Below are 26,419 nucleotides of genomic sequence, written 5' to 3' on the forward strand. Positions count from 1 at the left end.
CGTGGCTGCTCACGGCAGCCGCACCGCCCGCAGCTCCCGTGCCCCGGCCGGCGAGGCACACCCGGCCAGCCCCAGCGCGTCACGCAACTCCTCGGCCAGCAGGTCGAGTACGCGCCGTACCCCGGACTGCCCGTCTGCCGCGAGGCCCCACACCGGCGGGCGCCCCACCATCACCCCGGAGGCGCCCAGGGCCAGCGCCTTGAGCACGTCCGTGCCGCAGCGGACCCCGCCGTCCACCAGCACCTCGCAGGATGCCCCGACCGCCTCGGCCACGGCGGGCAGCGCCTCGACGCCGGGCAGCGCGCCGTCGAGCTGGCGCCCTCCGTGGTTGGAGACCACCACGGCGTCGACCCCGAGGCGGGCCGCCCGCACGGCGTCGTCCGGCGCGAGGATCCCCTTCAGGACGATCGGCAGCCGTGTCACCGACCGCACCGCCTCCACGTCCGACCAGGTCAGCGCGGGCGAGAACGCCTCCGCCGTGTGCGCGGCCACCGCGGAGCCGCCCCCGGTGGTCCGGTGGGCCGCCGACGGGGCGCCGAAGTCCAGGTGCGCGGCACGGACATGGCCGGGCAGCGCGAACCCGTTGCGTACGTCGCGCAGGCGGCGCCCCATCCACGGCACGTCCACCGTGAGCACCAGCGCCTCGCAGCCCGCGGCCTCGGCCCGGCGGGCCAGGTCCAGGGAACGCCCGCGCTCACGCAGCCAGTACAGCTGGAACCACACCCGCCCGCCGGCCGCGGTCACCTCCTCCATGGGCACACTGCTCAGCGTCGCGACCGTGAACGGCACACCCGCGTCCCGCGCGGCCCGGCCGGTCGCCAGCTCACCGTCGGGATGCACCAGACGCTGGTAGGCGACCGGCGCGACCACCACCGGCATCCGCGCCGGCCGTCCGAGCAGCGTCGTGTCCGTCGTGCACCCGGAGACGTCCCGCAGCACCCGGGGCGTGACGAAGACCCGGTCGAAGGCCGCGCGGTTGGCCGCGAGGGTCAGCTCGCGGGCACTGCCGCCGGCGACGAAGTCCCACACCTCACCGGGCAGCACGGCCGCCGCGGCCCGCTCTACGTCGTCCAGATCCCGCAACTCCCGAGGCCCGGACGGCGTGTCGAGGGCCGGCCGCGTCCCCGGAACGGGCTCCCCGCCGGGCCCGCTCCGGTCAGTCCCCGGCACGCCGTCCCGCCCGCTCCAGCTCCACGGCCTCGTACAGGGCCTTGATGTTGGAGCTGCCGAACGTCCGCGCCCCCCGACGCTCGATGACCTCGTGGAAGAGGGTGCGGCGCGGGTGCGCGGAGGCGGTGAAGATCTGGAACAGCTGGCCTCCGTGGTCCTCGTCGACCAGCAGGTTCGTCGACCGCAGGTCCTCCAGGGTGTGCGCCTGCAGGCCGATCCGCTCACCCAGCAGGTCGTAGTACGTCCCCGGGGTGCTGAGGAACGTCACGTCGCGCTCCGCCAGCGCCCGCACCGAGCGGACGGCGTCGTCGCTGGAGAACGCCAGGTGCTGGACACCCGGCCCGTGATGGCTCTTGAGGAACTCGTCGATCTGCCCCGGCTGCGCCTCGGGGTCGGGCTCGATGAGCGTCAGGGTGACCGCCTCGGACACGGCGCTCTGCACGACCTTGGACTCCATCGCCTGGGCGCCGACGACGATGCGCTCCTGGAAGATCTCCCTGAAGCCCAGGGCCCGTCGGTAGAACCGGGCCGTCGTGTCGAGGTCACCCGCGTCCAGGCACACCGCGACGTGGTCGACGTCCAGGAGCCCCACCTCGCCGCCGGAGGTGTTCCGCGCGCCCGGGACCGGCACGAACCCGGCCGGCAGCCCCGGACCCGCACCGGGGGCCCGCTCCACGAGCGTGTGCACCACGTCGCCGAACCCCGAGACGGCGGCCGTGACGCGCGGCCCGTCGCCCTCGTGCCGGGTCGGCCGGCGCACCGGCTCGGCACCGCCCGCCACCGCCCGGGCGAAGGCCGCGGACACGTCGGCGGTGCGCAGGGCGATGTCGGCGACACCGTCGCCGTGCGTGGCGACGTACGCGGACGCGGGATGCCGTGCCGAGTCCGTCTCGGTGAGCACCAGCGTCGTCCGCCCCTGGCGCAGCGCGATGCCGCGGTGCTCGGCGAAGGAGCCGGTGCCGACGACCGTGAACGCGTAGCCGTCCACCCAGGCGGACACCGCCCGGTCGAGGTCGTCGACATATAACTCGACGTAATCAATGGCGAGATCGGTCAGTTCCGTCATGAGAGTCCTCGCACACGGAATGGGTACGGATTCGAATGCAGCGGACCGCCGCCCGAATACGCCACGCGGATTGTGCAGTTCCTCTTCCGGGGTGCGTCTTTACCGTCGGGCGGGGAGGTCGAATACTTCTGATGCGGCCCGATCGTACGGAGGCCGGCGCATTACCGCAGCTGTCAAGAAAGACACTGCCGTTCCCGATGAAGGACCCAGGTGATGGAAATCCTGAATTCCGAGATCATCCGGGCCGAGTTGCCCGCGGCCACCCTGCACACCTCGCTCGGCGACACGTCGATGGAGTCCATGACCCTGCTCAACGAGATCGCGGGCACCTACCCGGACGCGATCTCCTTCGCGGCGGGCCGGCCCTACGAGGGCTTCTACGACGTGTCCCTGCTCCACGCATACCTGCGGACCTTCTGCCACCACCTGCGCACCGAACGCGGCATGAGCGAGCCGGAGGTCGCCCGCACGCTCTTCCAGTACGGCGACACCAAGGGGATCATCACCGACCTCGTGGTACGCAGCCTCGCCGCGGACGAGGGCATCGAGGCCGACCCCGCGTCCGTGGTCGTCACCGTCGGCTGCCAGGAGGCGATGTTCCTCGTCCTGCGCGCACTGCGGGCGAACGACCGGGACCTGCTGCTCGCGCCGAGCCCGACCTACGTCGGCCTGACCGGCGCCGCGCTCCTCGCCGACCTGCCCGTCCTGCCCGTGCGCACCGGCCCGGACGGCGTCGACCTCGACGACCTCGCCGACCGGCTGCGCGGGGCGCGCGCCGCCGGCCACCGCGTCCGCGCCTGCTACGTCACGCCCGACTTCGCCAACCCGGTCGGTGTGAGCATGCCGCTCGCCGACCGCCACCGGCTCCTCGAACTCGCTGCCGCCGAGGACCTGTTACTCCTGGAGGACAACGCCTACGGGTTACTCAACAGCGCCGCCGAGCGGCCCCCCACCCTGAAGGCGCTCGACCGGCACCAACGCGTCGTCTACCTGGGGTCGTTCGCCAAGACCGGTATGCCGGGCGCCCGCGTCGGCTACGTGGTGGCCGGGCAGCGGGTCACCGCGGCCTCCGGCGGCGGCAGCACGCTCCTCGCCGACGAACTGTCGAAGATCAAGAGCATGCTCACCGTCAACACGGCACCCATCGCCCAGGCGGTCGTCGGCGGCAAACTGCTCACCCACGGCTGCAGCATGGCCCGCGCCAACCGCCGCGAGACGGAGGTCTACGCCCGCAATCTGCGCCAGGTGCTCGACGGCCTCGACCGGCGCCTCGGCGGACACGCCGACGTCTCCTGGAACGCGCCGACCGGCGGCTTCTTCGTCGTGGTCACCGTCCCGTTCACCGTCGACGACGACCTCCTCGCCCACGCGGCCCGCCGCTACGGCGTGCTCTTCACGCCCATGCACCACTTCTACGGCTCCACCGCCGGGCACCGGCAACTGCGCCTGTCCATCAGCACGTTGACGCCCAAGCGGATCGAGGAGGGGCTGGACCGGCTGGCCGCGCTGATCGGCGACCGGCTGCCCGGGCGAGAGGGCACGGGGGAGAACCTCCCGAGTGGTGCGCCGTGACCATCCGCACGCTGGCAGTCGTCGGCACCGGCCTCATCGGCACCTCCGTGGCGCTCGCGGCGAGCAGGCACCGGGTGACCGTCTACCTCTCCGACCGGGACGAGTCCGCCCTGCACACCGCGGCCGCCCGCGGCGCCGGTCGGCCCGAACTCCCGCCCCACCCCGTCGACCTGGCGGTCCTCGCGGTGCCGCCCAGCCAGATCGCCCCGGTGCTGGCGCGGGAGCAGGCCCGGGGCCTCGCCCGGAGCTACACGGACGTGGCGAGCGTCAAGGCACGCCCCCAACGCGAGATCCTCGCCACCGCCCCAGATCCCTCCTCCTACGTCGGCGGCCATCCCATGGCCGGCCGTGAGCGGTCCGGCCCTCTCGCGGCCCGCGCCGAGCTGTTCCGGGACCGCCCCTGGGTGCTCACCCCCACGCGGTTCACCACCAAACCCGCCTTCGACCGGGCCCTCGGGCTGATCGCGCTGTGCGGCGGGACACCCCGGGTGATGCGGGCCAGCGCCCACGACGACGCGGTCGCCCTCACCTCCCACGCCCCGCATCTGCTGGCCAGCCTGATGGCGGCTCGGCTGCGGGACGGCCCGGTACCGGCGGCCCGCCTCGCCGGGCAGGGACTGCGCGACGTGACCCGCATCGCCCGCGGCGACTCACGGCTGTGGGGCGACATCGTGGAGTCCAACGCCCTGGCGGTCGCCGACGTACTCACCCGGCTCCAGGAGGAACTCGCCGGAGTCCTGGCCGCCCTGTACGACCTCGCCGAACCGGACGGCGCCGACGGCCCGGGCCCGGAGACCCGCGGCAAGAGCAGGCACACCCTGGTGGACCTGCTGGAGCGGGGCATCGCAGGCGTGGGAGAACTGTCCGAGGACCGGGCCGACGGCACGCCGCACTGACGTCCGGACCACCGACGGCACGGACCGCTGCCGCCGACGCGGGGCGGCGGCCCCCGGGCCGGGGCCCGGGCCTGTACGCGGGTGCGCAAGGAGCCTGTACCCGAGGCGTCTGTTGTGTCCGCGCTGTGACCGCCGCCCGCGTAGTACTTGGCCCCATGTCCACTACTCACAAGCGAACCGCTTCCACCCTGCTCGCGGTGTCCGCGCTGCTCACCGGCGCGTTCCTCACCGGCTGCTCCGACGACGGCTCGTCGTCGAACGAGGCGAAGGCGCCCGCCGGCGCCGAGGCCTCACCCACCAGTCCGCAGGACCAGGCCCTGGCCTTCTCGAAGTGCATGCGGGACAACGGCGTGGCCGCGTTCCCCGATCCGGAGCCCGGCGGCGGCCTCGCGCTCAGCCCGGACAGCGGCATCGACCCCAACTCGGCCGAGTTCCAGCAGGCGTTGCAGGCCTGCCGCGACAAGATGCCCCAGGGCCAGGTCGGCGGCGGCGGTGGCGGCGGCGGGGCGCTCGACTCCACGAAGGTCGCCGCCTGGGCGAAGTGCATGCGGGAGAACGGCCTGCCGGACCTTCCCGACCCGGAGATCAACGGCGGCAACATGAGCATCGACTTCGGGGGCAGCGGCATCAACCCCGGCGGCGAGGAGTTCCAGAAGGCGCGCATGGCCTGCCAGGACAAGTGGCCCGGCGGTGGTCTCACCGGCTCGGGCGGTGGCCAGTGACCGCACCCGACGAGACCCGCGAGCGGGAGCACGAGGCCGACACCGAGGCGCCGCATCCGTCCGGTGACGTCGCCGGCCGGCCGAGCCCCGCGGGCAACGGCGCCGCCCCGGACCCCTCCGTGGCACTGGAACTGCGCCAACCGGACGAGGTGTCCCCGTCGGGCAAGGGCAAGGCCAACGGGGACCTGGAGGCCAGGTCCACGACCGCCCCGGACACCGGCACCCGCCCAGGGGCCGAGCTCGACACCGCCGTACCGCAAACCGCGCCCGCGCGGACGGACGGTGACGACGGGGCGCCTGCGACGGCCTCCCGCCGGCGTCGCCCCCTGCGCACCGCGGGACTGGTCGTGCTCGCGATCGCGGTCGTCGCCGGAGCCGGGGCCGCGAGCGCCGGGGTCCTCGGCGGCGACGGGTCCGGCACGGACGTGAGCGCGCCCGACGCCCCGCCCGGCACCACCGAGGTGAAGCGCACCACGCTCACCCGCAGTCAGACCGTGGACGGCACCCTGGGCCACGGCGACGTGACGGCCGTACAGGCGCCGTCCGGCCCGCAGGGCGGCAGCGGAGTCGTCACCTGGGTGCCGTCCGACGGCGACGTGATCAAAAGGGGCGACGCCGTCTACCGGGTCGCGGAACAGCAGGTCCCGCTCCTGTACGGCTCGATCCCCCTCTACCGGCAGATGCAGGACGGCACCGAGGGCGTCGACGTGCGGATGCTGGAGAAGAACCTCGCCGCGCTCGGCTACACCGGCTTCACCGTCGACGACGAGTACACCGCCGGCACCGCCGACGCCGTACGCGAATGGCAGGACGACCTCGGCCGTGAGGAGACCGGCACCGTACGGCCGGGCGACGCCGTGATCGCCGACGGCGCCCGGCGGGTGGCGGACGTACGGGCGGTGCCCGGGGCGCCGCTCACCGGGGCCGTGCTGACCTGGACCGGCACCGAACGCGTCGTCAGCGTCGACCTCGAAGCGCAGTACGAGGACCTGGTCCACAAGGGCACCAAGGCCACCGTCACCCTGCCCGACGACACCACCGTGCAGGCCGAGGTCACCGAGATCGGCACCCCGACCACCGGCCAGGACGACACCCCCTCCGGCGGCGGCTCGGGAGGCGGCGGCTCCGGCGGCTCCGACAAGGCCACGCTGCCCGTCGAGTTGAAGGTGGCCGACCAGAAGAAGCTCGGCAGCTACCAGGCCGCCGCCGTCGACGTCTCCCTGAAGGCGGAGACCCGCGAGAACGTCCTCGTGGTGCCCATCAACGCCCTGGTGGCACGGCAGGGCGGCGGCTACGCCGTGGACGTCGTCGGACCCGACGGCACGCCGCGGCGCACACCCGTCGAGGTCGGCATGTTCGCCGACAGCATGGTCGAGATCACCGGCAAGGGCATCGAGGACGGCACGGTCGTGGGGGTGCCCAAGTGACGACCGCAGCGGGCCCGTTGGTCGAACTCACCGGGGTCTCCAAGACGTACGGTGACGTCCGCGCCCTGAGGGACGCCGACCTGGTGATCCACCGCGGCGAACTGCTCGCCGTCGTGGGCCCGTCCGGCTCCGGCAAGTCCACGATGCTCAACATCATGGGCACCCTCGACAGACCCACCGCAGGCACCGTCCGCATCGACGGGCACGACGTGGCCGGCCTGACCGACCGGGAACTGTCCGCGCTGCGCGCCCAGGCCATCGGGTTCGTCTTCCAGCAGTTCCATCTCGCTCCCGGCGTACCGGCCCTGGACTCCGTCTCGGACGGGCTCCTCTACAGCGGCCGTACCCGCGCCGAGCGCCGCCGGCTGGCCGAACGCGCCCTGCGCAGGGTGGGGCTGGGCCACCGACTGCACCACCAGCCGCACCAGCTCTCCGGCGGCGAGAAGCAGCGCGTGGCCATCGCCCGCGCGGTACTCGGCGATCCACCGCTGCTGCTCGCCGACGAACCCACCGGCGCCCTCGACTCACGCTCCGGCGCCGTGGTGCTCGACCTGCTCCACGAACTGCACCGGGCGGGCACCACCGTCGTCGTGATCACCCACGACCGGGACATCGCCGCCGCACTCCCGCGCGAGGTGCGCATCAAGGACGGCGGCATCGAGTACGACACCGCCCGCGGGCCCACCGGCGAACGCACCGGCACCCCCGCACCCGCGGTCCTGGAGGAGGCCACGCGATGAGCCTGACCACGCAGCGCCCACCGCGGCAACGGCCGGACTCCGCCGCCCGCCCCCGTCCGAAACCCGCCCGCCTCGGCCCCGCCGACGTCCTGCGCGTCGGCGGATCCGGACTGCGGTCGAGGCCGCTCAGGGTGTTCCTGTCCGCGCTCGGCATCGCCATCGGCATCGCCGCCATGGTCGGTGTGGTCGGCATCTCCACGTCGAGCACGGAGGACCTCGACCGCCGGCTCGCGGCGCTCGGCACCAATCTGCTCACGGTCACTTCGGGCCAGTCGTTCACCGGAGCCGCCGCCCATCTGCCGGACGAATCCGTCGACATGATCGGGAACATCGACGGCGTCACCGCGGTGTCCGCCATCGGCAGGACCGACGCCAAGGTGTACCGCAACGACCGCGTCCCCAAGCAGGAGACCGGCGGGCTCACGGTGTCCGCGGCCCGCACCGACCTGCCGCGCAGCGCGGGCGTCGAGGTCGTCGACGGCCGCTGGCTGAACGCCGCCAACGCCCGGTACCCCGCCGTCGTCCTCGGCCCCAAGGCCGCCGAACAGCTGGGCGTGTTCCGGGCCGGCTCCGACTCCCGGGTGTGGATCGGCGACCAGTGGTTCACCGTCGTCGGCCTGCTCGCCCCCAACGACCTGGTGCCCGAACTGGACTCCGCCGCGCTGGTCGGCTGGCCGGTGGCGGAGGCGGAGCTGGACTTCGACGGATACCCGACGACCGTCTACACCCGTACCGAGGAATCGGCCGTGACCGACGTCCAGTCCGTCCTCGGCCCCACCGCCAACCCGGAGAACCCCACCGAGGCCAACGTGTCACGGCCCTCCGACGCCCTGGAGGCCAAGCAGGCCACCGACGACACACTGAGCGGTCTGCTCCTCGGACTCGGCGCGGTCGCCCTGCTCGTCGGCGGGGTGGGCGTGGCCAACACGATGGTCATCTCCGTGCTGGAGCGCCGCTCCGAGATCGGCCTGCGCCGTTCCCTCGGCGCGACGCGCGGACAGATCCGCACCCAGTTCCTGTGCGAGGCCCTGCTGCTGTCGGCGCTCGGCGGGCTGGGCGGCGTCCTCCTCGGCATCGCCGTCACCTCCGGCTACGCCGCCTACCAGGGCTGGCCGTCCGTGGTGCCGACCTGGGCGATGGCCGGCGGCGTCGGCGCGACCCTCGTCATCGGCGGCCTGGCCGGTTTCTACCCCGCCGTCCGCGCCGCCCGGCTGCCGCCCACGGAGGCACTGGCCACCACCTGACCTCGCGCACCCCGGTACCGCGGTGCCCCCGCCGCCTCCATCCCCCGTCGGCGGCGGGGGCATCGCTCAGCCATGCTCGCGCACCTGCGCGCGGTCCGCTCGCGGCCCACCTGGACAGCGGCCGACTCCCTTACGCTCGCCGCATGACAGAGCAATCAGCGAAGGCCGGCGACGACGCCCTGTTCCAACTGCTCGGTCAACAACGGATCGGCACGCTCGTGACCCTCAAGCGTGACGGCCGCCCCCAGATGTCGAACGTCGGTTACGCCTACGACGCGGAGGCCCGCCTCATCCGGCTCATGGTCACCTACAACCGCGCCAAGACCCGCAACCTGCGCCGCGATCCACGCGCCAGCTTCCTCGTCACCAGTCCCAACGGCTACGCCTACATGATCGCCGAGGGTGTGGCGGAGCTGACGCCGATCACGACGGACCCGTACGACGCGGTCGCCGACGAACTCGTCGTCGTCTTCCGGGGATTCCGTGGCGAACACCCCGACTGGGAGGGCTTCCGCAACGCCATGGTCGCCGAACGGCGCCTGGTCGTCAGGCTCCCCGTGGACCACGTGTACGGGGCGGCAGGCCGCCGCCTGAGCGGCCCCCGAGCGGGCACCGCCCCGGCCGGCCGTCTGTAGCGGACAGCGGGTCGGAGGTCGCTCAGCGGATGACCAGCGGCCGTCGCACCCGAGGCGGCAACGCCCCCACTCGCTGATGCCCCTCGACCACCACCGTCGTCCCGGGCGCGATCTCCGTGAACCCGGCGTCCCGCACCAACGGCAGCCCGGCCGTGGTCAGTTCACGCCAGCGCCCCGGCTCCGCGGTCCGCACGGCCAGAGGGAACCCCGCCTCGCGCCAGGCGTCCCGCTCCTCGTCCGACAGCTCCCACCAGGCGATCTGCGCCGCGTGTCCCGCCTGCGCCATCGTCTTGCCGGCCGACATGTCGAGCTCGGGATTCACCCAGAGCACCGGCGCCGACGGATCGGCGTCCATGGGCGGCTCCGGATCATCCAGCTCGGTTCCCGACACCTGGAGCTTCGCCAGCTCCTTGGGCCACCCGTCCAACGGCACGGGCGGGAACACCCGCACCTCGGCCGCCCTGCCGGTGACGGTGATCCCCGCCAGCCCTTCCGCCCGCCGCCACTCGGCCCCCCGGGCCCGCCGCACGACCTTGCGGATCCGGGCGTCCTCCCAGTCCCGCATGGCCTTCGCCCACTCACCGTCCCCGACGGACCGCTCGTCACTGAGCATCACCAGCACGGCGCGGGCGGCGGTCTCCAGAGCGTCGGTGCGGGCCGGGGGATCGGCCCGCTCGATCCGTACGACGAGGGGTAGGACGTACTGCGGAGCATGATCGCGAGCACTTGGCTCGGACCGAAAAGGACTGGCGTTCACGGAAGTCGGATCACTGTTCACGCCGTCCAGTTTGCCAACTCAAGGGGCGCGGGGCTGTGTCGTTTGCGGCTCCGCCGCGTGGGCGCGACCAGCCCCCACGGCCCCGCAGCCGCGATACGACAAGATGTCCCCATGCATCGCGATCTTCGTCTGGACAACGTAGGCCGCCGCTACGGCCTGCGCGGCCCATGGGTCTTACGCGGCGTCCACCTCACCGTGCCCCCCGCCACCCTCATCCGCATAGAAGGCACGAACGGCACCGGCAAATCCACCCTGCTCCGCCTCCTGGCCCGCATAGACGCCCCCTCCGAAGGCCGCGTCAGCGGAGCGCCCCGCACCGCGTACGTCCCCGAACGCTTCCCCACCGCCCTCCCCTTCACCGCCCTCGGCTACCTCACCCACCTCGGCACGGTCCACGGCCTGTCCCGCCCGGCGGCCACCCGCGCCGCCCTGGAGTGGCTCGACCGCTTCGGCGCCGCCCCGTACGCCCGTACCCCGATGGCCCAGCTGTCGAAGGGCAGCAGCCAGAAGGTCGCCGTCGCCCAGGCCCTGCTCGCCCGACCGGAGCTGCTCGTCCTGGACGAGGCATGGACCGGCCTGGACGCGGACGCCCGCGCCGAGCTGGAGCGTGCCGTCGCCGAACGCACCGCCGCCGGCACCGCGGTGGTCTTCGTCGACCACGACCCGCGCCGCCTGGCCGGGGCACCCGACGCGACGTACACCGTGCACGACGGCGCGCTCAACCTCCGTACCGGCGAGGGAAGTTCACCACCCGCCGGCCCGCACACGACAGTCGTCGTCCAGGGTCCGAGCGGCGCGAGCCTCCCCGCCGAGGCGATCCGCACAGCGACGGAGACGAACGAGCCGGCTCCCGGCACCCACCACCTCACCGTCCCCGCCTCCCACTCGGACGTCCTGCTGCGGGCCCTGCTGACCGCCCACCCGCCCTGGCACGTGGTGAGCGTGAGCCAGGAGACGACGACAACCACCGCTCCCGATCCCTCCGCCCCTTCGGACCCCTCCGCCCCCTCCGCCCCCTCAGAAATTTCCGAAGCCGAGAGTCGCCGATGACGTCGATGAGAGCCCTCCTCCGCTACCAGGCCGCCCTCCTGGCCCGCTCGCAGCGCTGGCTGCCGCCGTTCATCCTGTACGCCGCGTTCCTCGGCATCGGCGTGCAGGGCGGCCAGCCCGTCCTCGACTCGCTGGGCTACACGGCCGCGGCCCTGCTGCCCGTCGCCGCCTGGCTGGTGCGGATCTGTGTCGCCAACGAGCCGCCCGCCGCCCGCAGCTGTGTCGCCGCGGCGGTCGGCCCCGGCCGGGCGCACCTGGCCGCACTGCTGGTGGCCCTGGCGGCCGCCGCGGCCCTGGGCACGCTCGCGACGATCGCCGTAACCCTGATCAGTGACCCGGCGAGCGCGGATCACCAGATGCGTGTACCGCGGCTTCCGGCGGGCGCGGCCGGGCTGCTCGCCACGCTGGCCTGCGCCCTGCTCGGTACGGCTGTCGGCGCGCTCACCGCCTGGCCGGTGCTGCGCTCGACCGGTCGCGCCGTCCCGACGATGCTGCTCGCGGCGCTGCTGGCGGTGGTGGTGACCGGTTCCCCGGCGCAGGCGGCGGTCAGCGGCCTGGTCACGGGCTCCCGCTCGGGCACGGTTCCGATGCCCGTACTGCCCCTGGCTGCAGCGGCCCTGCTCACGGCGGCGGCAACCTCCGTGGCCTGCATGCTCACGTCCCGCAGATCACCCTGAACAGGCCGTGCGCTGCGCCTCCTGCCACTCGCAGACCGGGCAGAGCGTGATCCCCTTGTACGACTCCGGGTACTCAGTGGGCTCCAGGCACAACACACAGTCGGCGTACGGCGGCCCGTCAGCCTTGGGCGGCCTGGTCGCGTCGATCAGGCAGTAGTCGGTGCTGGGCTGCTCCTCGCTCATAGGTCCAGAGTACGAGCCTCAGCCCCGCCGGCCCGCGGCCCCGATCAGCTCGGACACCTTCACGAACCGGAAGCCCTTGTCGCGCAGCGCGGGCACGATCCGCCTGATCACCCGCTCGGTCGTCGGAGCGGCGCTGAGCGTGCAGTGCATGACGACCACGGACCCGGCCCGCACACTGTCCAGCACCCCCTGCGCGACCGCGCGGGCATTCGTCGCGAACGCGTCCCCGCTCACCACGTCCCACTGCACGGCCGTGACCCCGACCGGAGCCAGTGCCTTCAGGGCCCGCCGGTCGTAACAGCCACCGGGAAACCGGAAGTACGGCATCACATCCCGCACCCCCACCGTCCGGAACGCGGTGTACGCCCGCTCCACATCCCCCCGCATCCGCTTCTCGTCGAGGGTCGGCAGCTCGTAGCAGTCGTCGGTGAAGGCGTAGTGGCTGTACGAGTGGTTGCCGACCTCGAACTGCGGGTCCCGCCCGATGGCCCGCGCCTGCCCGGGATACTCCTCGGCCCACCGCCCCGTCATGAACACGGTCGCCGGCACCTTCAACTCCCGCAGCGCCCCGATCAGCCCCGGATTGTCGAACCGCTCCCCGCGCTTCGCCCGTACCCCCTGACCGGCGGTCATGTCGGCATCGAAGGTGAGCGCGAGGGCCCGGTCCCCGCTCCGCGAACCGTGCTCGAAGACGGGGGTCAGCCCCTCGGGCCCGGGAGCGAGCGTCGGCGGCCGGGTACCGGGCGACGTGGAGGACAGGGGCGAGGCGGCGGACGCCGAGGGCGCCGGCAGCGGAGCACGGGTACTGCCGGTCTCCTCGGGCCCCGCACAGGCGGCGAGCGCGCCGAGTGACGCGATCAGGACACAGGCTGCGGTGACGTTTCGTACGCGAGTGATCACCACATGAAGTTATGGGTGCCACCTGGCCATTCCCGCACGTCGGCGGGTGAGCCGGGGCTGGTGTCACCCGCCCGGCGGGGCCGGATCTCTCAGTCGCGGCGGGTGCAGGTGCCCGTCGGTGCGGTGGCCGGCGGGCGGCACTGGAGGCTGAAGTCGGCGGCCTTCTTGCTGAGGTAGCGGCCGATGCAGGTGTTCACCGTCGTGCGGTCGCGCTCGGCGCAGAACTTCAGTGCGGCCCGGCCGGTGGGGAAGGGGCCGGGGGCGTAGAACACCCAGAAGCCGCTGCGCAGGGAGGCGTAGTCGTCGCTGCGCAGGACGGCCGCCTCGGGGACGGTGCGGCGGATGGCGGCGAGCCGCTGGTCACGGTTGGCGGTGCCCGCGGCGACCGGCTCGGAGTGGAGCTGGGCGATCCAGCGACCGGCCCGCACGGGTCCGGCTGGATCGGCGGAGGTCTCCCGGGCGCGGGTCGGGGAGGGGGACGGCCGCTGCTTCGTCGGGGTGGGGCTCGATGCCGAGGTCGACGGGGTCGTGGTGCCGCCTGCCGTGTCGTCACCGTCGCTGCCGCCGGGGCGCAGGGCGATTGCGACGCCCGCCGCCGTGGCGATGACCAGCGCCGCCGCGACGGTCACCACGAGGGCCGTACGGCGTCGGGGCGCGGGCACCTGCTGCGGAACCGTCGGACGCGGGGTGTCCAACTGGGTCGGGACCGGAGCCGGGGCCGGGGCCGGGTGCGGTGCGCCCGCGGCCAGCGTCGGCCGGGTCCAGTGCGGTGTCGTCCCCGCCTCCACCGCCGCCAGCATCGCGTCCAGCCGGGCGGCGTCCGGGCGGGCCGCCGGGTCCCGCACCAGCAGCGCGTCGAGCACCGGTGTCAGCGAGCCCGAGCGGGTCGGCGGCGGGAGCGGGTCGTCGAGTACGGCGGCCAGGGTGGCCAGCGTGGTGGGGCGGCGCAGCGGGCTGACGCCCTCCACACAGACGTACAGGACCACGCCCAGCGACCAGAGATCGGCGGCCGGGTTGTCGTCGCCGTGCCCCCGGATCCGCTCCGGGGCCATGTACTCGGGCGAACCGACGAGCTCGCCCGTGGCCGTGAGGCCCGTCGTGCCCTGCAGGGCGGCGATGCCGAAGTCGGTCAGGACCGCGTGGCCGTCGGGGCTCAGGAGGATGTTGGCGGGCTTGACGTCCCGGTGCTGGATGCCCGCCGCGTGCGCGGCCCGCAGCGCGCCGAGCACCTGGCGGCCGAGCCGGGCCGCCTCGACCGGAGTCAACGGGCCGTCGTCCAGCCGCTGTTGGAGCGAGACCCCCGGCACCAGCTCCATCACGATCCACGGATGCGGGTCGGCGTCCACGATCTGATGGACCGTCACCACATGTGGATGGCTGAGCCGGGCCAGCGCCCGCGCCTCCCGCATCACCCGCTCGCGCATCACGCCGACCGTGTCCGCGTCGGACCGCACCGCCTTCAGTGCCACCTCGCGGTGGAGCACCGTGTCGCGCGCCCGCCACACGGTGCCCATACCTCCGCTGCCGAGCCGTTCCACCAGCTCGAAACGGCCGTCGACGAGATCCCCCGGTGCGTTCATTCCGCACAGGTTAGAGGACGCCGCGGAGGGGCGGCTTCCGCAGGGGAGCCCGTGATCGGGCGGTCACTTGCGCCAGGGTCCGGTCACCGCGAACGTGGTGCCCGGTGTGTAGCAGTTGACGTACATCGTCCCGCCGTCGGGCGAGAAGGTGACCCCGGCGAACTCGCCCCACTCCGGTGCCTGCGGGGTACCGATGTTCTGGGCGTTGCGCGCCATCGCGTAGACCTCGCCGTGCCGGGTCACCCCGAAGACGTGCTGGGCGCCGTTGCCGTCCTCGCAGACCATGAGGCCGCCGCTGGGGGCGAGGCAGATGTTGTCCGGGGACTCGCCGGGCAGCTGCACATCCGTGTCCGGCCCGAAGACGATCACCAGGGTGAGGCGGCGCGCGTCGGGGTCGTAGCGCCAGATCTGGCCGTAGTGGTCGGCCGCCGAACCCTCCGCGCTGTGGGCGAAGGAGGAGACGAAGTAGACGCTGCGGCCGCCCCAGTAGCAGCCCTCCAGCTTCTGCGCGTGCGTGATGCCCCGCGGGCCGAAGTCCTGCAGCCGGACGGGAGTCTGGACGGCCAGCGGATCCGGTACGTCGACCCACTCGATGTTCTCGAAGCTCGCGCCCGGCTCCTGGATCGAGGAGAGGTCGGGAACGCCCGGCACCCGCATCGCCTGGAGCCGCCCGCCCGCGCGCAGGGAACCGAGGCCGCCGAGCGGGGCGTGCGGCAGGAAGCGGTAGAAGAGGCCGAACGGCTTGAGGAAGGCGTCCTCCGTCTCGTAGACGACGCCGCGCCGCGGGTCCACCGCGATCGCCTCGTGCTGGAAGCGGCCCATCGCGGTCAGCGGGACCGCGCCGGAGCGGTACGGGTTCGCCGGGTCGACCTCGAAGATGAAGCCGTGGTCCCGGGTGTAGCCGTTGGTGCCCGCCTTGTCCTCGGTCTCCTCGCAGGTCAGCCAGGTGCCCCAGGGCGTGGGCCCGCCCGCGCAGTTGACGGCCGTACCGGCGATGGCGACGCGCTCCGACAGGACGCGGCCCCGCCGGTCGAGGGTCAGGGCCGTACAGCCGCCCTTGCCGGCCGGGTCGTAGGTGAGGCCGGCGACCGTCGGGACGGGGACCTTGCCGTTGGCGCGGTTCTCGTGGTTGCGGACCAGGTGGACGCGACCGCCCCCGCCGGGCAGGGCGGTCATGCCGTCGTGGTTGGAGGGGACCAGGCCCTCGCCGGAACGGAGCGGGTCGCCCTCGCGGGAGAGGACCCGGTAGCGGAAACCTTCCGGCAGGTCGAGCAGGCCGTTCGGGTCGGGGACGAGGGGGCCGTATCCGGTGTGGCCCAGGGTCTGTGCGGCGGCGGTGCCCGCGAAGAGTTCGGTGAGGTTTCCGGCGAAGGCGATCGACACGCCCAACGCGCCGGTTCTGGCGAGGAGTTGACGACGGGTCGTACGACCGGCGGTCGTGTGCTCGGACATGGGCAACCTTCCTGCTGGCGGACAGGAACTGTGACCCCGCCGTGTCTATCACCTGGTGCCGGTCGCGGGAACCACGCGCGTAGCGTGTGTCCCTTCGGGCTCCCGCACCGCGTGGGTCACTTCTCGGTGGCGTCCTCGATGATGTCGTCCACCGTCCGCTCGACGTCCCGTTCGGCCACGGGCTCGACGGCCTGCTCGGCGTCCTGGCCGACGTCCGGCCCGGCGCTCGGGTCCGCGGATTCCTCCAGGGCGTGACCCGCATCGCGCTTCGGCGCCGGCGTGTGCTTCCCGTCGTGCCTCGCGGGCGCCTCCTCCGCGCCCCTCTCCAGGAAGCGGAGCAGCTCCACCGGGATGGGCAGGACCAGCGTCGAGTTCTTCTCCGCCGCCACCGCCATCACGGTCTGGAGCAGCCGCAGTTGGAGCGCGGAGGGGGTGTCCTCCATCTGGTGGGCGGCCTCGGCCAGCTTCTTGGAGGCCTGGAGCTCGGCGTCCGCGTTGATGATCCGGGCCCGCCGCTCGCGGTCCGCCTCGGCCTGCCGGGCCATGGAGCGTTTCATCGACTCCGGCAGCGACACGTCCTTGATCTCGACGCGGTCCACCTGGACGCCCCAGCCGATGGCCGGGCTGTCGATCATCAGCTCCAGTCCCTGGTTGAGCTTCTCGCGGTTGGAGAGCAGGTCGTCCAGATCGCTCTTGCCGATGATCGAGCGCAGCGACGTCTGCGCCATCTGAGAGACCGCGTACTTGTAGTCCTCGACCTTGATGAGCGCGCTCGCGGGGTCGACCACCTTGAAATACACGACCGCGTCCACACGCACGGTCACGTTGTCGCGGGTGATGCCCTCCTGGGCCGGCACCGGCATCGTGACGATCTGCATGTTGATCTTGTGCAGCCGGTCCACGACCGGAACGATCAACGTGAACCCGGGCGCTCGTACGTCTCCTGCCAGCCGTCCGAGCCGCAGGATCACCCCGCGCTCGTACTGCTTGACGACCCGCGCCGCGGCCGCGACGTACACCAGGCCCACGGCAGCCGCTCCCGCGGCCGCGCCCAGCAGCTCCTCGACCATGACGGCCTCCTCGCGAAGAGGTCCGTTCCGAATGCTCCTGTAACGATATGCCCGCTGCCTGGTCCGGGGCCATGGACGGCCCCGGACCAGGGTCATGCCTCAGCGGGCGTCATCGGTGGGAGTCGTACGCCGGTCAGGGCGCCGTGACCCGCACCGGTTCCGTGCCCGCCGCACTGTGCCGCTCGGCCCAGTTCTCCAGGGCCGTACGGCAGGCGTGGTCGAGGTGGTGCAGCCCGGACAGGTCCAGCTCCACCGGGCGGTCCTGCGGCAGCGACTCCAGGCTGTCGAGGATCTTCGGCAGCCGCAGGAAGGTCGCGTTGCCCGACAGGTGTGCCTGGATGGGTCCGGCGCCCTTGTCGATGACCTCCAGCTTCACGTGCGAGGCCTCCCAGGCGGTCTTGGCGACCGACAGGGCCAGACCGATGAGCACGCCCTCGAACATGTTCACCGCGACTATGGAGACGGCGGTGACCACGAGGATCAGCGCCTCGCCCCGGTGGCCGCGCCACAGCGAGACGATGCCGCGGAAGGGGATCAGCTTCCAGCCCGAGTGGACCAGGATGCCGGCCAGCGCGGGGATCGGGATCAGCGCCAGCGTGGCGGGCAGCAGCGCCGCGAACAGCAGTAGCCACACACCGTGCATGACACGGGACGCCTTGGTCTTGGCGCCCGCCTGGACGTTGGCGGAGCTGCGCACGATGACCGCGGTCATCGGCAGCGCGCCGAGCGCACCGCAGACGGCGTTGCCCGCGCCCTGCGCCATCAGCTCCTTGTCGTACTCGGTGCGCGGCCCGTCGTGCAGCCGGTCCACGGCCGCGGCGCTGAACAGCGACTCGGCCGACGCGATGAGGGTGAAGGCGATGATCGTGCCGATCACACCGACGCTCGCGAGCTCGCCGAAGGCGCTCAGGGACGGCGGCTGGATGGAGCCCAGCAGGCCCTTGACCTCGACGGTGGCGACCGGCAGCGAGAAGACGACCGCGACCAGCGTGGCCAGACCGACCGCGGCGAGCGGACCGGGCACCGTGCGCACCTGGCGCGGCATCCGCTTCCACAGCACCAGGACGGCGATGGTGCCCGCGCCCAGTCCGATCGAGGCCAGCGCCCCGGTGTTCCCGACGGCCTCGACGAGCGCGCCGGGCAGCCCGGCTATCTTCTCCAGCCCCGAGGCGGGCGCCTTGGCGCCCGCGACCGAGTAGAGCTGTCCGGCGATGAGCACAAGGCCGATACCGGCCAGCATGCCCTCGACGACGGAGACCGAGATGGCCCGGAAGTAGCGCCCCAGCTTCAGGGCGCCCATGAGGAGCTGGAGCAGGCCGGTGGCGAGCACCAGCACACCGAGCACGGGCAGCCCGAACTCCTGGACGGCCTCGAAGACCAGCACGGTCAGACCGGCGGCCGGTCCGGAGACCTGGAGGCTGCTGCCGCGCATCATGCCGGTGACGATGCCGCCCACGATGCCGGTGACGAGGCCGAGCTCGGCCGGCACTCCGGAGGCGACGGCCACGCCGACGCACAGCGGCAGCGCGACCAGGAAGACGACCAGCGAGGCGGCGAAGTCCTGCCGCAGATGAGGGTATTTGGTCAGCATGCCGATCACAGGGCCTCGAACGCGTCGGTCGCGGGGCTGTGCGCCTGTACGGCGCCCTTGTGGACCTCGTAGTACCAGGCGTGCAGGGTCAGTTGACGCTCCTTCAGCTTCTGCTCGATGAACGGGTACGAGCGCAGCCGCAGCAGCTGCGCGAGCACATGGGCCTGGACGCCTTCGGCGACCTCGGGGTCCTCGGCGGCTCCCGTCGGACGCGGGGTTGCGTTCGTGAGCCAGTCGCGCACGGCTGGTACGGCGTCGAGGTCGTCGCCGCGCACCAGCGCGCCGACGGCGCCGCAGTGGGAGTGGCCGCAGACCACGATGTCGCTGACGCCGAGGACCTCCACGGCGTACTCGATGGTGGCCGCCTCGCTGGTGGGGTGCTCGGAGGCGTACGGCGGGACGATGTTGCCCGCGGTGCGGAGCTCGAAGAGCTCACCGGGGCGGGCGCCGGTGATCAGGGCCGGGACGACCCGGGAGTCGGAGCAGGTGATGAACAGGACCTGCGGGGACTGCCCTTCGGCCAGCTTGGCGAACTCCTCAGGGCGCTGTCCGAACGTGCGGGCGTTGTCGATGAGGGGCTGCATATGTGGTGACTCCTCCTGGCGCGCCGCAGTGGCGCGTCGGGGTTACATGACAGAGGTGGGGGGATCTGCTCTGCTGCTCAGCAGCGGAAGACCTGAAGCGCGGCCGGGGTGTGCGCCGCCGCGGGTCTCGACGGGCGCTCGTGCGCGGTGCCGGCGGTGGCCGGTTCGCGCGCGGACGCGGGATCCTGAGTGATCAGGGGCCGGTAGGGCGCCAGGGGCCCTGAGTCGGCGACGCGCTGACGGTCACGAGTCCGCAGCGGACCGGTCGGGTCCCCATGGCCCGAGGGTTCGCAGTGGCGGGATGTGAGGGTTTCGTCGCGCAGCGCCTTCCCGGAGAGTTTGATTCCGGGCTGGGCTTTGGCCTTTGCCTGACTGACTGTGTGCGCGTCTGCGAAGGATGCGGTGGGTGCGAAGAACTGGAGGGCGAGCAGGACGGCGGCGAGAAGCGAAACCACGGTCCGTGCCGTCGTACCTCGGAACATGCGCCCCCCTTCCAGTCAGTCCACACCTCTTGCGCGTGCCAACACTTGGTCAATCGTTGGTCAAGAAACACATTAGCCCGGCAAAGTTGTTTGCAGGGTTAACTTAACGTTTCAAGCTGAAGAGAGCCTGAAATGCGAGGGTGGCATGGCTAAAACTCCCCCTTGACCAGGGGGAGTTGACGGGATAGTGAGCGTCAGGCGGTGACGAGACCCTGCGCGTCGCGCGCCAGGGCGGTGAGCCGCGAGATGGCGCGGAAGTACTTCTTGCGGTAGCCGCCCTTCAGCATCTCCTCGCTGAAGAGCCGGTCGAAGGGCAGTCCCGAGGCCAGGACCGGGACCTCACGGTCGTAGAGCCGGTCGGCGAGCACGACGAGCCGCAGGGCGGTGGACTGGTCCGGAATCGGCTGTACGTCGGTGAGGCACACGGCCTTGAGGTCATCGGTGAGCGCGCCGTACCGGCTGGGGTGGACGCGGGCCAGGTGGTCCAGCAGATGCGGGAAGTCGTCGAGCGAGGCGCCCGCGGTGGCGTACGCCGCCTTCGTCACCTGTTCGTCCGAGTACGGCGCCGGCGCCTCCGGCAGGCCGCGGTGGCGGTAGTCCTCGCCGTCGATGCGCAGCGCACGGAAGTGGGCCGACAGGCCCTGGATCTCCCGCAGGAAGTCGACCGCCGCGAAGCGGCCCTCGCCGAGCTTGCCGGGCAGCGTGTTGGAGGTGGCGGCGAGCGCGACGCCCGCGTCGACCAGCTTGCCGAGCAGGGTGGAGACGAGGACGGTGTCGCCCGGGTCGTCCAGCTCGAACTCGTCGATGCACAGCAGCCGGTGACCGGAGAGGGTCTGCACCGTCTGCTGGAAGCCGAGGGCGCCGACGAGGTTCGTCAGCTCCACGAAGGTGCCGAACGCCTTGAGCGACGGCTCGGCCGGCGTCGCGTGCCAGAGGGAGGCGAGCAGGTGGGTCTTGCCGACGCCGTAGCCGCCGTCGAGGTAGACACCGCGGGGACCTGCCGGGGTCTTGGGTGCCTTGGACCTGCCGAACCCCAGGAAACCGCGCTTGCCGGTCTTCCCGGCGCCGCTGGCGTGCGCCCCGCCGAGCCCGCCCGCGAAGCCCTCCAGGACGCGGACAGCGTCGGTCTGGCTGGGCTGGTTCGGGTCCGGTATGTACGTGCTGAAGCGGACCGAGTCGAAACGAGGCGGCGGCACCATCTCGGCGACCAGCCGGTCCGCGGGGACGTGCGGCTCACGGGTGCAGAGCGAGAGCGGGCTCGCTTCGGCTATCGGGCTCGGCTTGGACGCGGCGGTGGAGGACGACACGGTTCACCATGCTAAGCGCCGTGCCACACTCCTTGGCATGCGACGCCTGTTCCCTGTGACCGACGAAACAACAGCGAGGGGCTCCGGCGGTTCGGCCGGGGCGGACGGGGGTGGAGCTGCTGATGGGGAGCTTGTTTCCGGTGCCGCCGGTGCCGCCGGCGGGGGCTCCGGGGTCGTTTTTCCCGGTGGGGACCTGGTCGACCGGGAGTGGAGTCTCGCCGAGCTCGCCGTCGCCTATGCCTACCCGCGGCCCGGGCCCGACGGGCGGCAGCCCTGGCTGCGGGCCAACATGGTGTCCACGCTGGACGGGGCCGCCCAGCACGACGGCCGTTCGCAGCCCATCTCCAGCGCGGCCGACATGCGGATCTTCGGCACGCTGCGGGCACTGGCGGACGTCGTGATCGTCGGTGCCGAAACGGTACGTCAGGAGGGGTACCGTCCGGCACGCGCGCGTGCCGAGTTCGCGCAGGCCCGTCAAGCCGCCGGTCAGGAGCCCGCTCCGGCCATCGCGGTGGTCAGCGCGAGCCTGGACCTGGACTACGGCCTGCCGCTGTTCACCTCTCCCTCCGTGCCCACCCTGGTCCTCACGGGCGCCGCCGCTGCCCCGGACCGGATCGCCGCCGCGGAGAAGGCGGGGGCGCGCGTGGTGGTCGCCGGTGACGGCGTCGGCGTGGACCCCGCCCGTGCCGTCCGGGCCCTGGCCGAGCTCGGCCACACCCGGCTGCTGACCGAGGGCGGGCCGCGGCTGCTCGGTCAGCTGGTGGCCGCCGGGGTGCTCGACGAGCTCTGTCTGACGATCTCCCCGATGCTCACCGCCGGTGACGCGCAGCGCATCGCCGGAGGGCCCTCGGTGGCGGTCCCGAAACGGTTCGGGCTGGCATCCCTGCTGGAGGAGGACGGATTCCTGTTCGGCAGGTACCGGCGGACGTGAGGTTGGTACGGACATGGGTTCTATCGATGCCGTAGTCCTGAAAACGGCGGAATAGGCCGTTCCGTTTAGCTTCCGCCGGGCACACTAAAACTCGCAGTCCCCGTGCGAGCACGGGGCAGGATGGTTTCCGCAGAAGGGGCGCCCGGTGTTCACAAGCGTTTTGATGATCGAGAAGGCCCTGACGTCCGCCGACGTGGAGTTCGTGACCACCTTGCACGGGGACGAACAGGTCGCCTTCCATGTGCTGCTCCAGCCGCGCGGCGAGCAGGCCGACAGGCTGTTGCGCGCCATCGACGACATCGCCCTCGGCGAGCTGGACGAGGCGGTCCGGGAGGGGAAGACCCCGGAGGGGGAGGAGGCGCTCAGTACGGGGGAGCGGGCGCTGGAGGTGTCGCTCACGGCGTTGCGCTCCGCCGGGGCGGCGGCGGAGGGGCGGTTGCTGGAGGACCATCCGCTGGATGCGCTCAAGGCGGTGGTGGAGGAGGTCCGGGCGGATGAGGTGATCGTGCTGACCGATCCCCACTACGTGGAGGAGTTCTTCCATCGGGACTGGGCTTCTCGGGCTCGGCACAGGGTGGGGGTGCCCGTGCTGAAGCTGTTCTCGCACAGTAAGGCGTAGGGGGGTTTTCGGGGGCCGCGCCGTAGGGGCTGACGTCGGTTCCCGGCTGCGGGTCGCCTCTGGCTTGTCGCGCAGTTCCCCGCGCCCCTGGGCGTTGCAGTCACCCCCCAGCCAATAGGCTGGGGCCTCATCGTCGTATCGCAATCCTGGGAGAACACGCATGGCACCCGGCATTCCCACCGCCATGGACCGACCGCACTTCATCGGCATCGGCGGCGCCGGGATGTCGGGGATCGCGAAGATTCTCGCGCAGCGTGGGGCCAAGGTGGCCGGCAGTGACGCCAAGGAGTCGGCGACCGCCGAGGCGCTGCGGGCGCTGGGCGTGACCGTGCACATCGGGCACGCCGCGGAGCACCTCGCCGACGACGCCAGCTGTGTCGTGGTGTCGTCGGCGATCCGGAAGGACAACCCGGAGCTGGCCCGCGCCGCCGAGCTGGGCATCCCGGTGGTGCACCGCTCCGACGCGCTGGCCGCGCTGATGGACGGGCTGCGTCCGATCGCCGTCGCCGGTACGCACGGCAAGACGACCACGACGTCGATGCTGGCGGTCTCCCTGTCCGAGCTGGGCCTGAAGCCGTCGTACGCCATCGGCGGCGACCTGGACGCCCCCGGCTCGAACGCCCTGCACGGCGACGGGGACATCTTCGTCGCCGAGGCGGACGAATCGGACCGCAGCTTCCACAAGTACACGCCCGACGTCGCGATCGTCCTGAACGTCGAGCTCGACCACCACGCCAACTACGCGTCGATGGACGAGATCTACGAGTCCTTCGTGACGTTCGCCGACCGCATCACCGAGGGCGGCACGCTGGTGATCTCGGCCGACCAGGACGGGGCGCGGGAGCTGACCCGACGGGTGTCCGGCACGGTCCGGACGGTGACGTACGGCGAGGCGGAGGACGCCGACGTACGTGTGCTGTCGGTGCTGCCGCAGGGGCTGAAGAGCCAGGTCACCGTCCTGCTGGACGGCCAGGAGCTCACCTTCACGGTCTCGGTCCCGGGCCGGCACTACGCGCTCAACGCGGTCGCCGCCCTGGCCGCCGGCGCCGCGCTGGGCGTCCCGGCCGCCGAGCTGGCCCCGGCGCTCGCGGCCTACACCGGGGTGAAGCGGCGCCTCCAGCTGAAGGGCGAGGCCGCGGGCGTCCAGGTCATCGACTCCTACGCCCACCACCCGACCGAGATGACGGCCGACCTGGAGGCCATGCGCGCGGCCGCCGGAGACGCCCGGATCCTGGTCGTCTACCAGCCCCACCTCTTCTCCCGCACCCAGGAGCTCGGCAAGGAGATGGGCGACGCCCTCGCCCTCGCGGACTCCTCGCTGGTCCTGGACATCTACCCGGCCCGCGAGGACCCGATCCCCGGCATCACCAGCGACCTGGTGATCGAGGCGGCACGGGCGGCGGGCGCCGAGGTGACGGCGGTGCACGACAAGGGCGAGGTGCCCGCGCTGGTCGCGGGAATGGCGAAGCCCGGTGATCTCGTTCTCACCATGGGCGCGGGCGATGTCACCGACCTCGGCCCGCTCATCCTGGACCGCCTGGCGAAGTGAGGGACAAGGACCCATGTCGTACGACGTCGAAAAGCCGGACGAGGAGTGGCGCGCGGAGCTGAGCCCGGCCGAGTACGCCGTCCTCCGCGAGGCAGGCACGGAGCCCGCCTTCACCGGTGAGTACACCAACACCAAGACGAACGGCGTCTACTCCTGCCGTGCCTGTGGCGCCGAACTCTTCACCTCCACCACCAAGTTCGAGTCCCACTGCGGCTGGCCGTCCTTCTACGACCCGAAGGACACCGACGCGGTGGAGCTGATCGAGGACCGCTCGCACGGGATGGTGCGGACGGAGGTGCGCTGTGCCCGGTGCGGGTCGCATCTCGGGCATGTATTCGAGGGGGAGGGGTATCCGACCCCGACCGACCAGCGCTACTGCATCAACAGCATCTCGCTGCGGCTGACGCCGGACGAGGGCTGACCGCCGGCCCGAGGCCCTCGGCCGTGGAGTGTCCGGGGCGGGACCGCTCCGGACACCTCGGTCAGGAGGCGTTCGACGTCCGTGCCCCAGCGTGAGGCGATCACGAGGTCCCGGGCCGGGTCCACCCACAGCAGGTGACTGCCGCCGTTGCCGCGGGCGCAGCGGTCGGTGCGCGGGGCCCGGGGCCCGGGGCCAGACCGTGCCCCGGTCGTTGAGCCACCACGACAAGCCGTACTCGGGCTTGACGCGGCAGGGCGTCCACGACTCCTCGACCCAGCGGCGCGACAGGACCTGGCGTCCGCCCCACCTGCCGCCGTTCAGGCAGAGCAGGCCGATGCGGGCCAGGTCCAGGGCGCCGATCCACAGGCCGCCGCCCCAGTGGGCGCCGCCGGAAACGACCGGCACCGGCCGCCCCGCCTGGGCACGAACGGCGGGCGCGAGCGCGGTACGGTCGCGGCCCTCCCCGGAGTCGAGGGCCGGGACCTCGCTGTCCGGGGACCGTTCCTTCGTGCCGGAATCCAACCGAGTTCACACCGCATCTCCGCCGAGCAGGGACACGGCCACCTGCCCCGACCCGGCGGAATCCGCACCCATGTCGGGCCTGGCCCGCGTCACACATGGGGTGCGGGTGCGCTGGCACGGGGGAGGCGGTTGTTCCTAGACTCGTAAGACGGGGGGCAGGCCGGAGTCCCGGCCCGGCGTCGTGACCCGTGCGGGAAGGCGGTGGCGGCTTGTGCCGTACGTCGCTGTGAGTGCGATCAGTCATCCCGGCCTGCTGCGCGAGCGGAACGAGGACAGCCTCGTCGTCGGGCCGTGGACCCTGTGCGGCACGGTGACCGAGAATCCACAGACCCTGGTCTTCCCACTCGGCACCCCGCTCGTCGTTGCCGTCGCCGACGGGCTCGGCGGGCATCCCGGCGGTGAGGTGGCCAGCTCCCTGGTCGCCCGGCAGCTCGCCGCGCTGGGCCCGGCCCTGACCAGCGAGGTCGCCGTCCGCGACGTTGTGAACACCTGCAACCGCGCCGTGTACCAGGCGGCCGGCGGCGACCAGGTGACCGAGCTCACCGCCATGGGGACCACGGTCGCCGGCGTCGTCGTGCAGTCCGACTCGGTCCTGGTCTTCAACGTCGGCGACAGTCAGGTCCTCGCGGCCGGCGGCGACGGGCTGCGCCAGGTGAGCGTCGACGACAATCCACCACATCCGCCGGGCCGGACCACCTCCCTGGTCACCCAGTGCCTGGGCGGCTCGCCCACCTACCGCGCCATCCATCCCCACGTCACGTCCGAGACCCCGACACCCGGCGAGCGCTACCTGATCTGCTCGGACGGCCTCACCGACCCGGTGCCCACAGACGTCCTTGAGCGGATCCTCGACGAGCACGACGACGGGCGGGCGGCCTTCGAGCTGTGGAAGGCCGCGATCGACGCGGGCGGGCCGGACAACATCACGGTCGCGGTGGTGCGGGTCGGGGAGGAGTAGCGCGCGGTCACCGGACCGGACGGTGCCGGTGTCGGTGCCTGGTGTCAGTCCGAGGCCAGGGGATCGCGCTGGTCAGCCTCGTCCAGCTTCCCGTAGCCCTTCGCGTAGGTGTGCCGGCGGTCCAGGCCCAGGCCCTCCGTGAAGTGGCGGCGCATCTCCCGGATGGCACCGGACTCGCCGGCCGCCCACGCGGCGCCGCCCTGCGAGGGAACGGTGGCCTTGAGTACGGCGTCCCGCAGTGCCTCCCCGGGCCGGTCGGCGGCCCGGTGGATCCAGACCACGTCCAGGTCGGA

General features: G+C 72.4%; 27 protein-coding genes. 14 read left to right on the forward strand and 13 right to left on the reverse strand.

The genetic code is table 11. The features are described 5' to 3' along the window. Window positions 1–9 precede the first annotated feature (9 nt). Together POF73_RS29230 and hppD are read right to left on the reverse strand one after the other, a co-directional pair. Window positions 10–1,170, reverse strand: coding sequence for an alpha-hydroxy acid oxidase (locus POF73_RS29230; protein ID WP_443049660.1), 1,161 nt, complete (start codon window positions 1,168–1,170; stop codon window positions 10–12). Beyond that, window positions 1,157–2,236, reverse strand: a complete 1,080-nt coding sequence (gene hppD / locus POF73_RS29235) for a 4-hydroxyphenylpyruvate dioxygenase (protein ID WP_272121404.1) — start codon at window positions 2,234–2,236, stop codon at window positions 1,157–1,159. Before hppD ends, POF73_RS29230 begins: the two co-directional genes overlap by 14 nt. A gap of 213 nt (window positions 2,237–2,449) precedes the next feature. On the opposite strand from hppD, the gene POF73_RS29240 reads away from it, so the two are divergent. The 7 genes from POF73_RS29240 to POF73_RS29270 all read left to right on the forward strand — a co-directional run bounded on the left by POF73_RS29240 (window position 2,450) and on the right by POF73_RS29270 (window position 9,472). Further along, window positions 2,450–3,808, forward strand: coding sequence for an aminotransferase-like domain-containing protein (locus tag POF73_RS29240; protein ID WP_272121406.1), 1,359 nt, complete (start codon window positions 2,450–2,452; stop codon window positions 3,806–3,808). Beyond that, a complete protein-coding gene (locus POF73_RS29245) occupies window positions 3,805–4,704 on the forward strand; it encodes a prephenate dehydrogenase (protein WP_272121408.1) in 900 nt (299 codons plus the stop codon). Before POF73_RS29240 ends, POF73_RS29245 begins: the two co-directional genes overlap by 4 nt. Before the next feature lie 155 nt (window positions 4,705–4,859). Next, the gene (locus tag POF73_RS29250; RefSeq protein WP_272121410.1) at window positions 4,860–5,426 is read left to right on the forward strand and encodes a hypothetical protein; all 567 of its coding nucleotides are present in this window, start codon (window positions 4,860–4,862) and stop codon (window positions 5,424–5,426) included. Continuing rightward, window positions 5,423–6,853, forward strand: a complete 1,431-nt coding sequence (locus POF73_RS29255) for a peptidoglycan-binding protein (protein ID WP_272121412.1) — start codon at window positions 5,423–5,425, stop codon at window positions 6,851–6,853. Before POF73_RS29250 ends, POF73_RS29255 begins: the two co-directional genes overlap by 4 nt. After that, on the forward strand, window positions 6,850–7,593 hold the full coding sequence (locus POF73_RS29260; protein WP_272121414.1) for an ABC transporter ATP-binding protein: 744 nt from the start codon (window positions 6,850–6,852) through the stop codon (window positions 7,591–7,593). Before POF73_RS29255 ends, POF73_RS29260 begins: the two co-directional genes overlap by 4 nt. Continuing rightward, window positions 7,590–8,837 (forward strand): ABC transporter permease, encoded by a 1,248-nt coding sequence (locus tag POF73_RS29265; RefSeq protein ID WP_272121416.1) that lies wholly within the window; start codon window positions 7,590–7,592, stop codon window positions 8,835–8,837. Before POF73_RS29260 ends, POF73_RS29265 begins: the two co-directional genes overlap by 4 nt. Before the next feature lie 143 nt (window positions 8,838–8,980). After that, on the forward strand, window positions 8,981–9,472 hold the full coding sequence (locus POF73_RS29270; RefSeq protein WP_272121418.1) for a PPOX class F420-dependent oxidoreductase: 492 nt from the start codon (window positions 8,981–8,983) through the stop codon (window positions 9,470–9,472). Between the two features lie 22 nt (window positions 9,473–9,494). Here the strand turns inward: POF73_RS29270 and POF73_RS29275 are convergent, their stop codons facing one another. Next, complete coding sequence (locus tag POF73_RS29275; RefSeq protein ID WP_272121420.1) at window positions 9,495–10,250, reverse strand: aminoacyl-tRNA hydrolase; 756 nt, start codon at window positions 10,248–10,250, stop codon at window positions 9,495–9,497. A gap of 111 nt (window positions 10,251–10,361) precedes the next feature. Between POF73_RS29275 and POF73_RS29280 the strand changes: the two genes are divergently transcribed. Further along, a complete protein-coding gene (locus POF73_RS29280; protein WP_272121421.1) occupies window positions 10,362–11,300 on the forward strand; it encodes an ABC transporter ATP-binding protein in 939 nt (312 codons plus the stop codon). Between the two features lie 5 nt (window positions 11,301–11,305). After that, on the forward strand, window positions 11,306–11,977 hold the full coding sequence (locus POF73_RS29285; protein ID WP_272121544.1) for an ABC transporter: 672 nt from the start codon (window positions 11,306–11,308) through the stop codon (window positions 11,975–11,977). Here POF73_RS29285 and POF73_RS29290 read toward each other — a convergent pair. The 9 genes from POF73_RS29290 to zapE form a co-directional block, all read right to left on the reverse strand. After that, window positions 11,969–12,160 carry a hypothetical protein gene (locus POF73_RS29290; RefSeq protein WP_272121423.1) on the reverse strand — a complete coding sequence of 64 codons (192 nt, stop codon included), beginning with the start codon at window positions 12,158–12,160 and terminating at the stop codon, window positions 11,969–11,971. The two genes, POF73_RS29285 and POF73_RS29290, sit on opposite strands and share 9 nt — an antisense overlap. An 18-nt stretch (window positions 12,161–12,178) precedes the next feature. After that, window positions 12,179–13,060, reverse strand: coding sequence for a polysaccharide deacetylase family protein (locus POF73_RS29295; RefSeq protein ID WP_272121424.1), 882 nt, complete (start codon window positions 13,058–13,060; stop codon window positions 12,179–12,181). A gap of 89 nt (window positions 13,061–13,149) precedes the next feature. Next, window positions 13,150–14,640 (reverse strand): serine/threonine-protein kinase, encoded by a 1,491-nt coding sequence (locus POF73_RS29300; protein ID WP_272121427.1) that lies wholly within the window; start codon window positions 14,638–14,640, stop codon window positions 13,150–13,152. A 63-nt stretch (window positions 14,641–14,703) separates the two neighbouring features. Continuing rightward, window positions 14,704–16,092, reverse strand: coding sequence for a PhoX family protein (locus tag POF73_RS29305; protein ID WP_272121429.1), 1,389 nt, complete (start codon window positions 16,090–16,092; stop codon window positions 14,704–14,706). Between the two features lie 116 nt (window positions 16,093–16,208). Beyond that, the gene (locus POF73_RS29310; RefSeq protein WP_272121431.1) at window positions 16,209–17,162 is read right to left on the reverse strand and encodes a slipin family protein; all 954 of its coding nucleotides are present in this window, start codon (window positions 17,160–17,162) and stop codon (window positions 16,209–16,211) included. 133 nt (window positions 17,163–17,295) lie between these two features. Further along, window positions 17,296–18,753, reverse strand: a complete 1,458-nt coding sequence (locus POF73_RS29315) for a SulP family inorganic anion transporter (protein WP_272121433.1) — start codon at window positions 18,751–18,753, stop codon at window positions 17,296–17,298. A gap of 5 nt (window positions 18,754–18,758) precedes the next feature. Then, window positions 18,759–19,337 (reverse strand): carbonic anhydrase, encoded by a 579-nt coding sequence (locus POF73_RS29320; protein WP_272121434.1) that lies wholly within the window; start codon window positions 19,335–19,337, stop codon window positions 18,759–18,761. A gap of 77 nt (window positions 19,338–19,414) precedes the next feature. Continuing rightward, window positions 19,415–19,819: a hypothetical protein gene (locus POF73_RS29325; RefSeq protein ID WP_272121437.1), complete on the reverse strand. Its 405-nt coding sequence runs from the start codon at window positions 19,817–19,819 to the stop codon at window positions 19,415–19,417. Between the two features lie 194 nt (window positions 19,820–20,013). Continuing rightward, window positions 20,014–21,126, reverse strand: a complete 1,113-nt coding sequence (zapE, locus tag POF73_RS29330; RefSeq protein WP_272121438.1) for a cell division protein ZapE — start codon at window positions 21,124–21,126, stop codon at window positions 20,014–20,016. 37 nt (window positions 21,127–21,163) lie between these two features. On the opposite strand from zapE, the gene POF73_RS29335 reads away from it, so the two are divergent. The 5 genes from POF73_RS29335 to POF73_RS29355 all read left to right on the forward strand — a co-directional run bounded on the left by POF73_RS29335 (window position 21,164) and on the right by POF73_RS29355 (window position 26,126). Next, entirely contained in the window at window positions 21,164–22,057 is an 894-nt protein-coding gene (locus POF73_RS29335; RefSeq protein WP_272121439.1) for a pyrimidine reductase family protein, read from the forward strand. Between the two features lie 145 nt (window positions 22,058–22,202). Beyond that, window positions 22,203–22,676 (forward strand): indole-3-glycerol phosphate synthase, encoded by a 474-nt coding sequence (locus POF73_RS29340; RefSeq protein WP_272121441.1) that lies wholly within the window; start codon window positions 22,203–22,205, stop codon window positions 22,674–22,676. Between the two features lie 160 nt (window positions 22,677–22,836). Beyond that, on the forward strand, window positions 22,837–24,225 hold the full coding sequence (murC, locus tag POF73_RS29345; RefSeq protein WP_272121443.1) for a UDP-N-acetylmuramate--L-alanine ligase: 1,389 nt from the start codon (window positions 22,837–22,839) through the stop codon (window positions 24,223–24,225). A 13-nt stretch (window positions 24,226–24,238) separates the two neighbouring features. Continuing rightward, entirely contained in the window at window positions 24,239–24,646 is a 408-nt protein-coding gene (gene msrB, locus POF73_RS29350) for a peptide-methionine (R)-S-oxide reductase MsrB (RefSeq protein ID WP_272121445.1), read from the forward strand. 733 nt (window positions 24,647–25,379) lie between these two features. Further along, the gene (locus POF73_RS29355; protein ID WP_272121448.1) at window positions 25,380–26,126 is read left to right on the forward strand and encodes a PP2C family protein-serine/threonine phosphatase; all 747 of its coding nucleotides are present in this window, start codon (window positions 25,380–25,382) and stop codon (window positions 26,124–26,126) included. A gap of 44 nt (window positions 26,127–26,170) precedes the next feature. On the opposite strand, the gene POF73_RS29360 is transcribed toward POF73_RS29355, so the two are convergent. Then, window positions 26,171–26,407, reverse strand: coding sequence for an SIP domain-containing protein (locus tag POF73_RS29360; RefSeq protein ID WP_272121450.1), 237 nt, complete (start codon window positions 26,405–26,407; stop codon window positions 26,171–26,173). Window positions 26,408–26,419 lie beyond the last annotated feature (12 nt).

This window comes from Streptomyces sp. HD, from assembly GCF_028369295.1.
GTDB lineage: Bacteria > Actinomycetota > Actinomycetes > Streptomycetales > Streptomycetaceae > Streptomyces.

What these genes read in the sequence shown, in the direction of transcription:
- POF73_RS29280 (WP_272121421.1), top strand. Translation starts at nt 10,362, where the DNA reads ATGCATCGCGATCTTCGTCTGGACAACGTAGGCCGCCGCTACGGCCTG.
- POF73_RS29315 (WP_272121433.1), bottom strand. Translation starts at nt 18,753, where the DNA reads ATGCTGACCAAATACCCTCATCTGCGGCAGGACTTCGCCGCCTCGCTG.
- hppD (WP_272121404.1), bottom strand. Translation starts at nt 2,236, where the DNA reads ATGACGGAACTGACCGATCTCGCCATTGATTACGTCGAGTTATATGTC.
- POF73_RS29270 (WP_272121418.1), top strand. Translation starts at nt 8,981, where the DNA reads ATGACAGAGCAATCAGCGAAGGCCGGCGACGACGCCCTGTTCCAACTG.
- POF73_RS29335 (WP_272121439.1), top strand. Translation starts at nt 21,164, where the DNA reads ATGCGACGCCTGTTCCCTGTGACCGACGAAACAACAGCGAGGGGCTCC.
- murC (WP_272121443.1), top strand. Translation starts at nt 22,837, where the DNA reads ATGGCACCCGGCATTCCCACCGCCATGGACCGACCGCACTTCATCGGC.
- POF73_RS29305 (WP_272121429.1), bottom strand. Translation starts at nt 16,092, where the DNA reads ATGTCCGAGCACACGACCGCCGGTCGTACGACCCGTCGTCAACTCCTC.
- POF73_RS29300 (WP_272121427.1), bottom strand. Translation starts at nt 14,640, where the DNA reads ATGAACGCACCGGGGGATCTCGTCGACGGCCGTTTCGAGCTGGTGGAA.
- POF73_RS29285 (WP_272121544.1), top strand. Translation starts at nt 11,306, where the DNA reads ATGAGAGCCCTCCTCCGCTACCAGGCCGCCCTCCTGGCCCGCTCGCAG.
- POF73_RS29240 (WP_272121406.1), top strand. Translation starts at nt 2,450, where the DNA reads ATGGAAATCCTGAATTCCGAGATCATCCGGGCCGAGTTGCCCGCGGCC.
- POF73_RS29310 (WP_272121431.1), bottom strand. Translation starts at nt 17,162, where the DNA reads ATGGTCGAGGAGCTGCTGGGCGCGGCCGCGGGAGCGGCTGCCGTGGGC.
- POF73_RS29290 (WP_272121423.1), bottom strand. Translation starts at nt 12,160, where the DNA reads ATGAGCGAGGAGCAGCCCAGCACCGACTACTGCCTGATCGACGCGACC.
- msrB (WP_272121445.1), top strand. Translation starts at nt 24,239, where the DNA reads ATGTCGTACGACGTCGAAAAGCCGGACGAGGAGTGGCGCGCGGAGCTG.
- POF73_RS29250 (WP_272121410.1), top strand. Translation starts at nt 4,860, where the DNA reads ATGTCCACTACTCACAAGCGAACCGCTTCCACCCTGCTCGCGGTGTCC.
- POF73_RS29265 (WP_272121416.1), top strand. Translation starts at nt 7,590, where the DNA reads ATGAGCCTGACCACGCAGCGCCCACCGCGGCAACGGCCGGACTCCGCC.
- POF73_RS29325 (WP_272121437.1), bottom strand. Translation starts at nt 19,819, where the DNA reads ATGTTCCGAGGTACGACGGCACGGACCGTGGTTTCGCTTCTCGCCGCC.
- POF73_RS29320 (WP_272121434.1), bottom strand. Translation starts at nt 19,337, where the DNA reads ATGCAGCCCCTCATCGACAACGCCCGCACGTTCGGACAGCGCCCTGAG.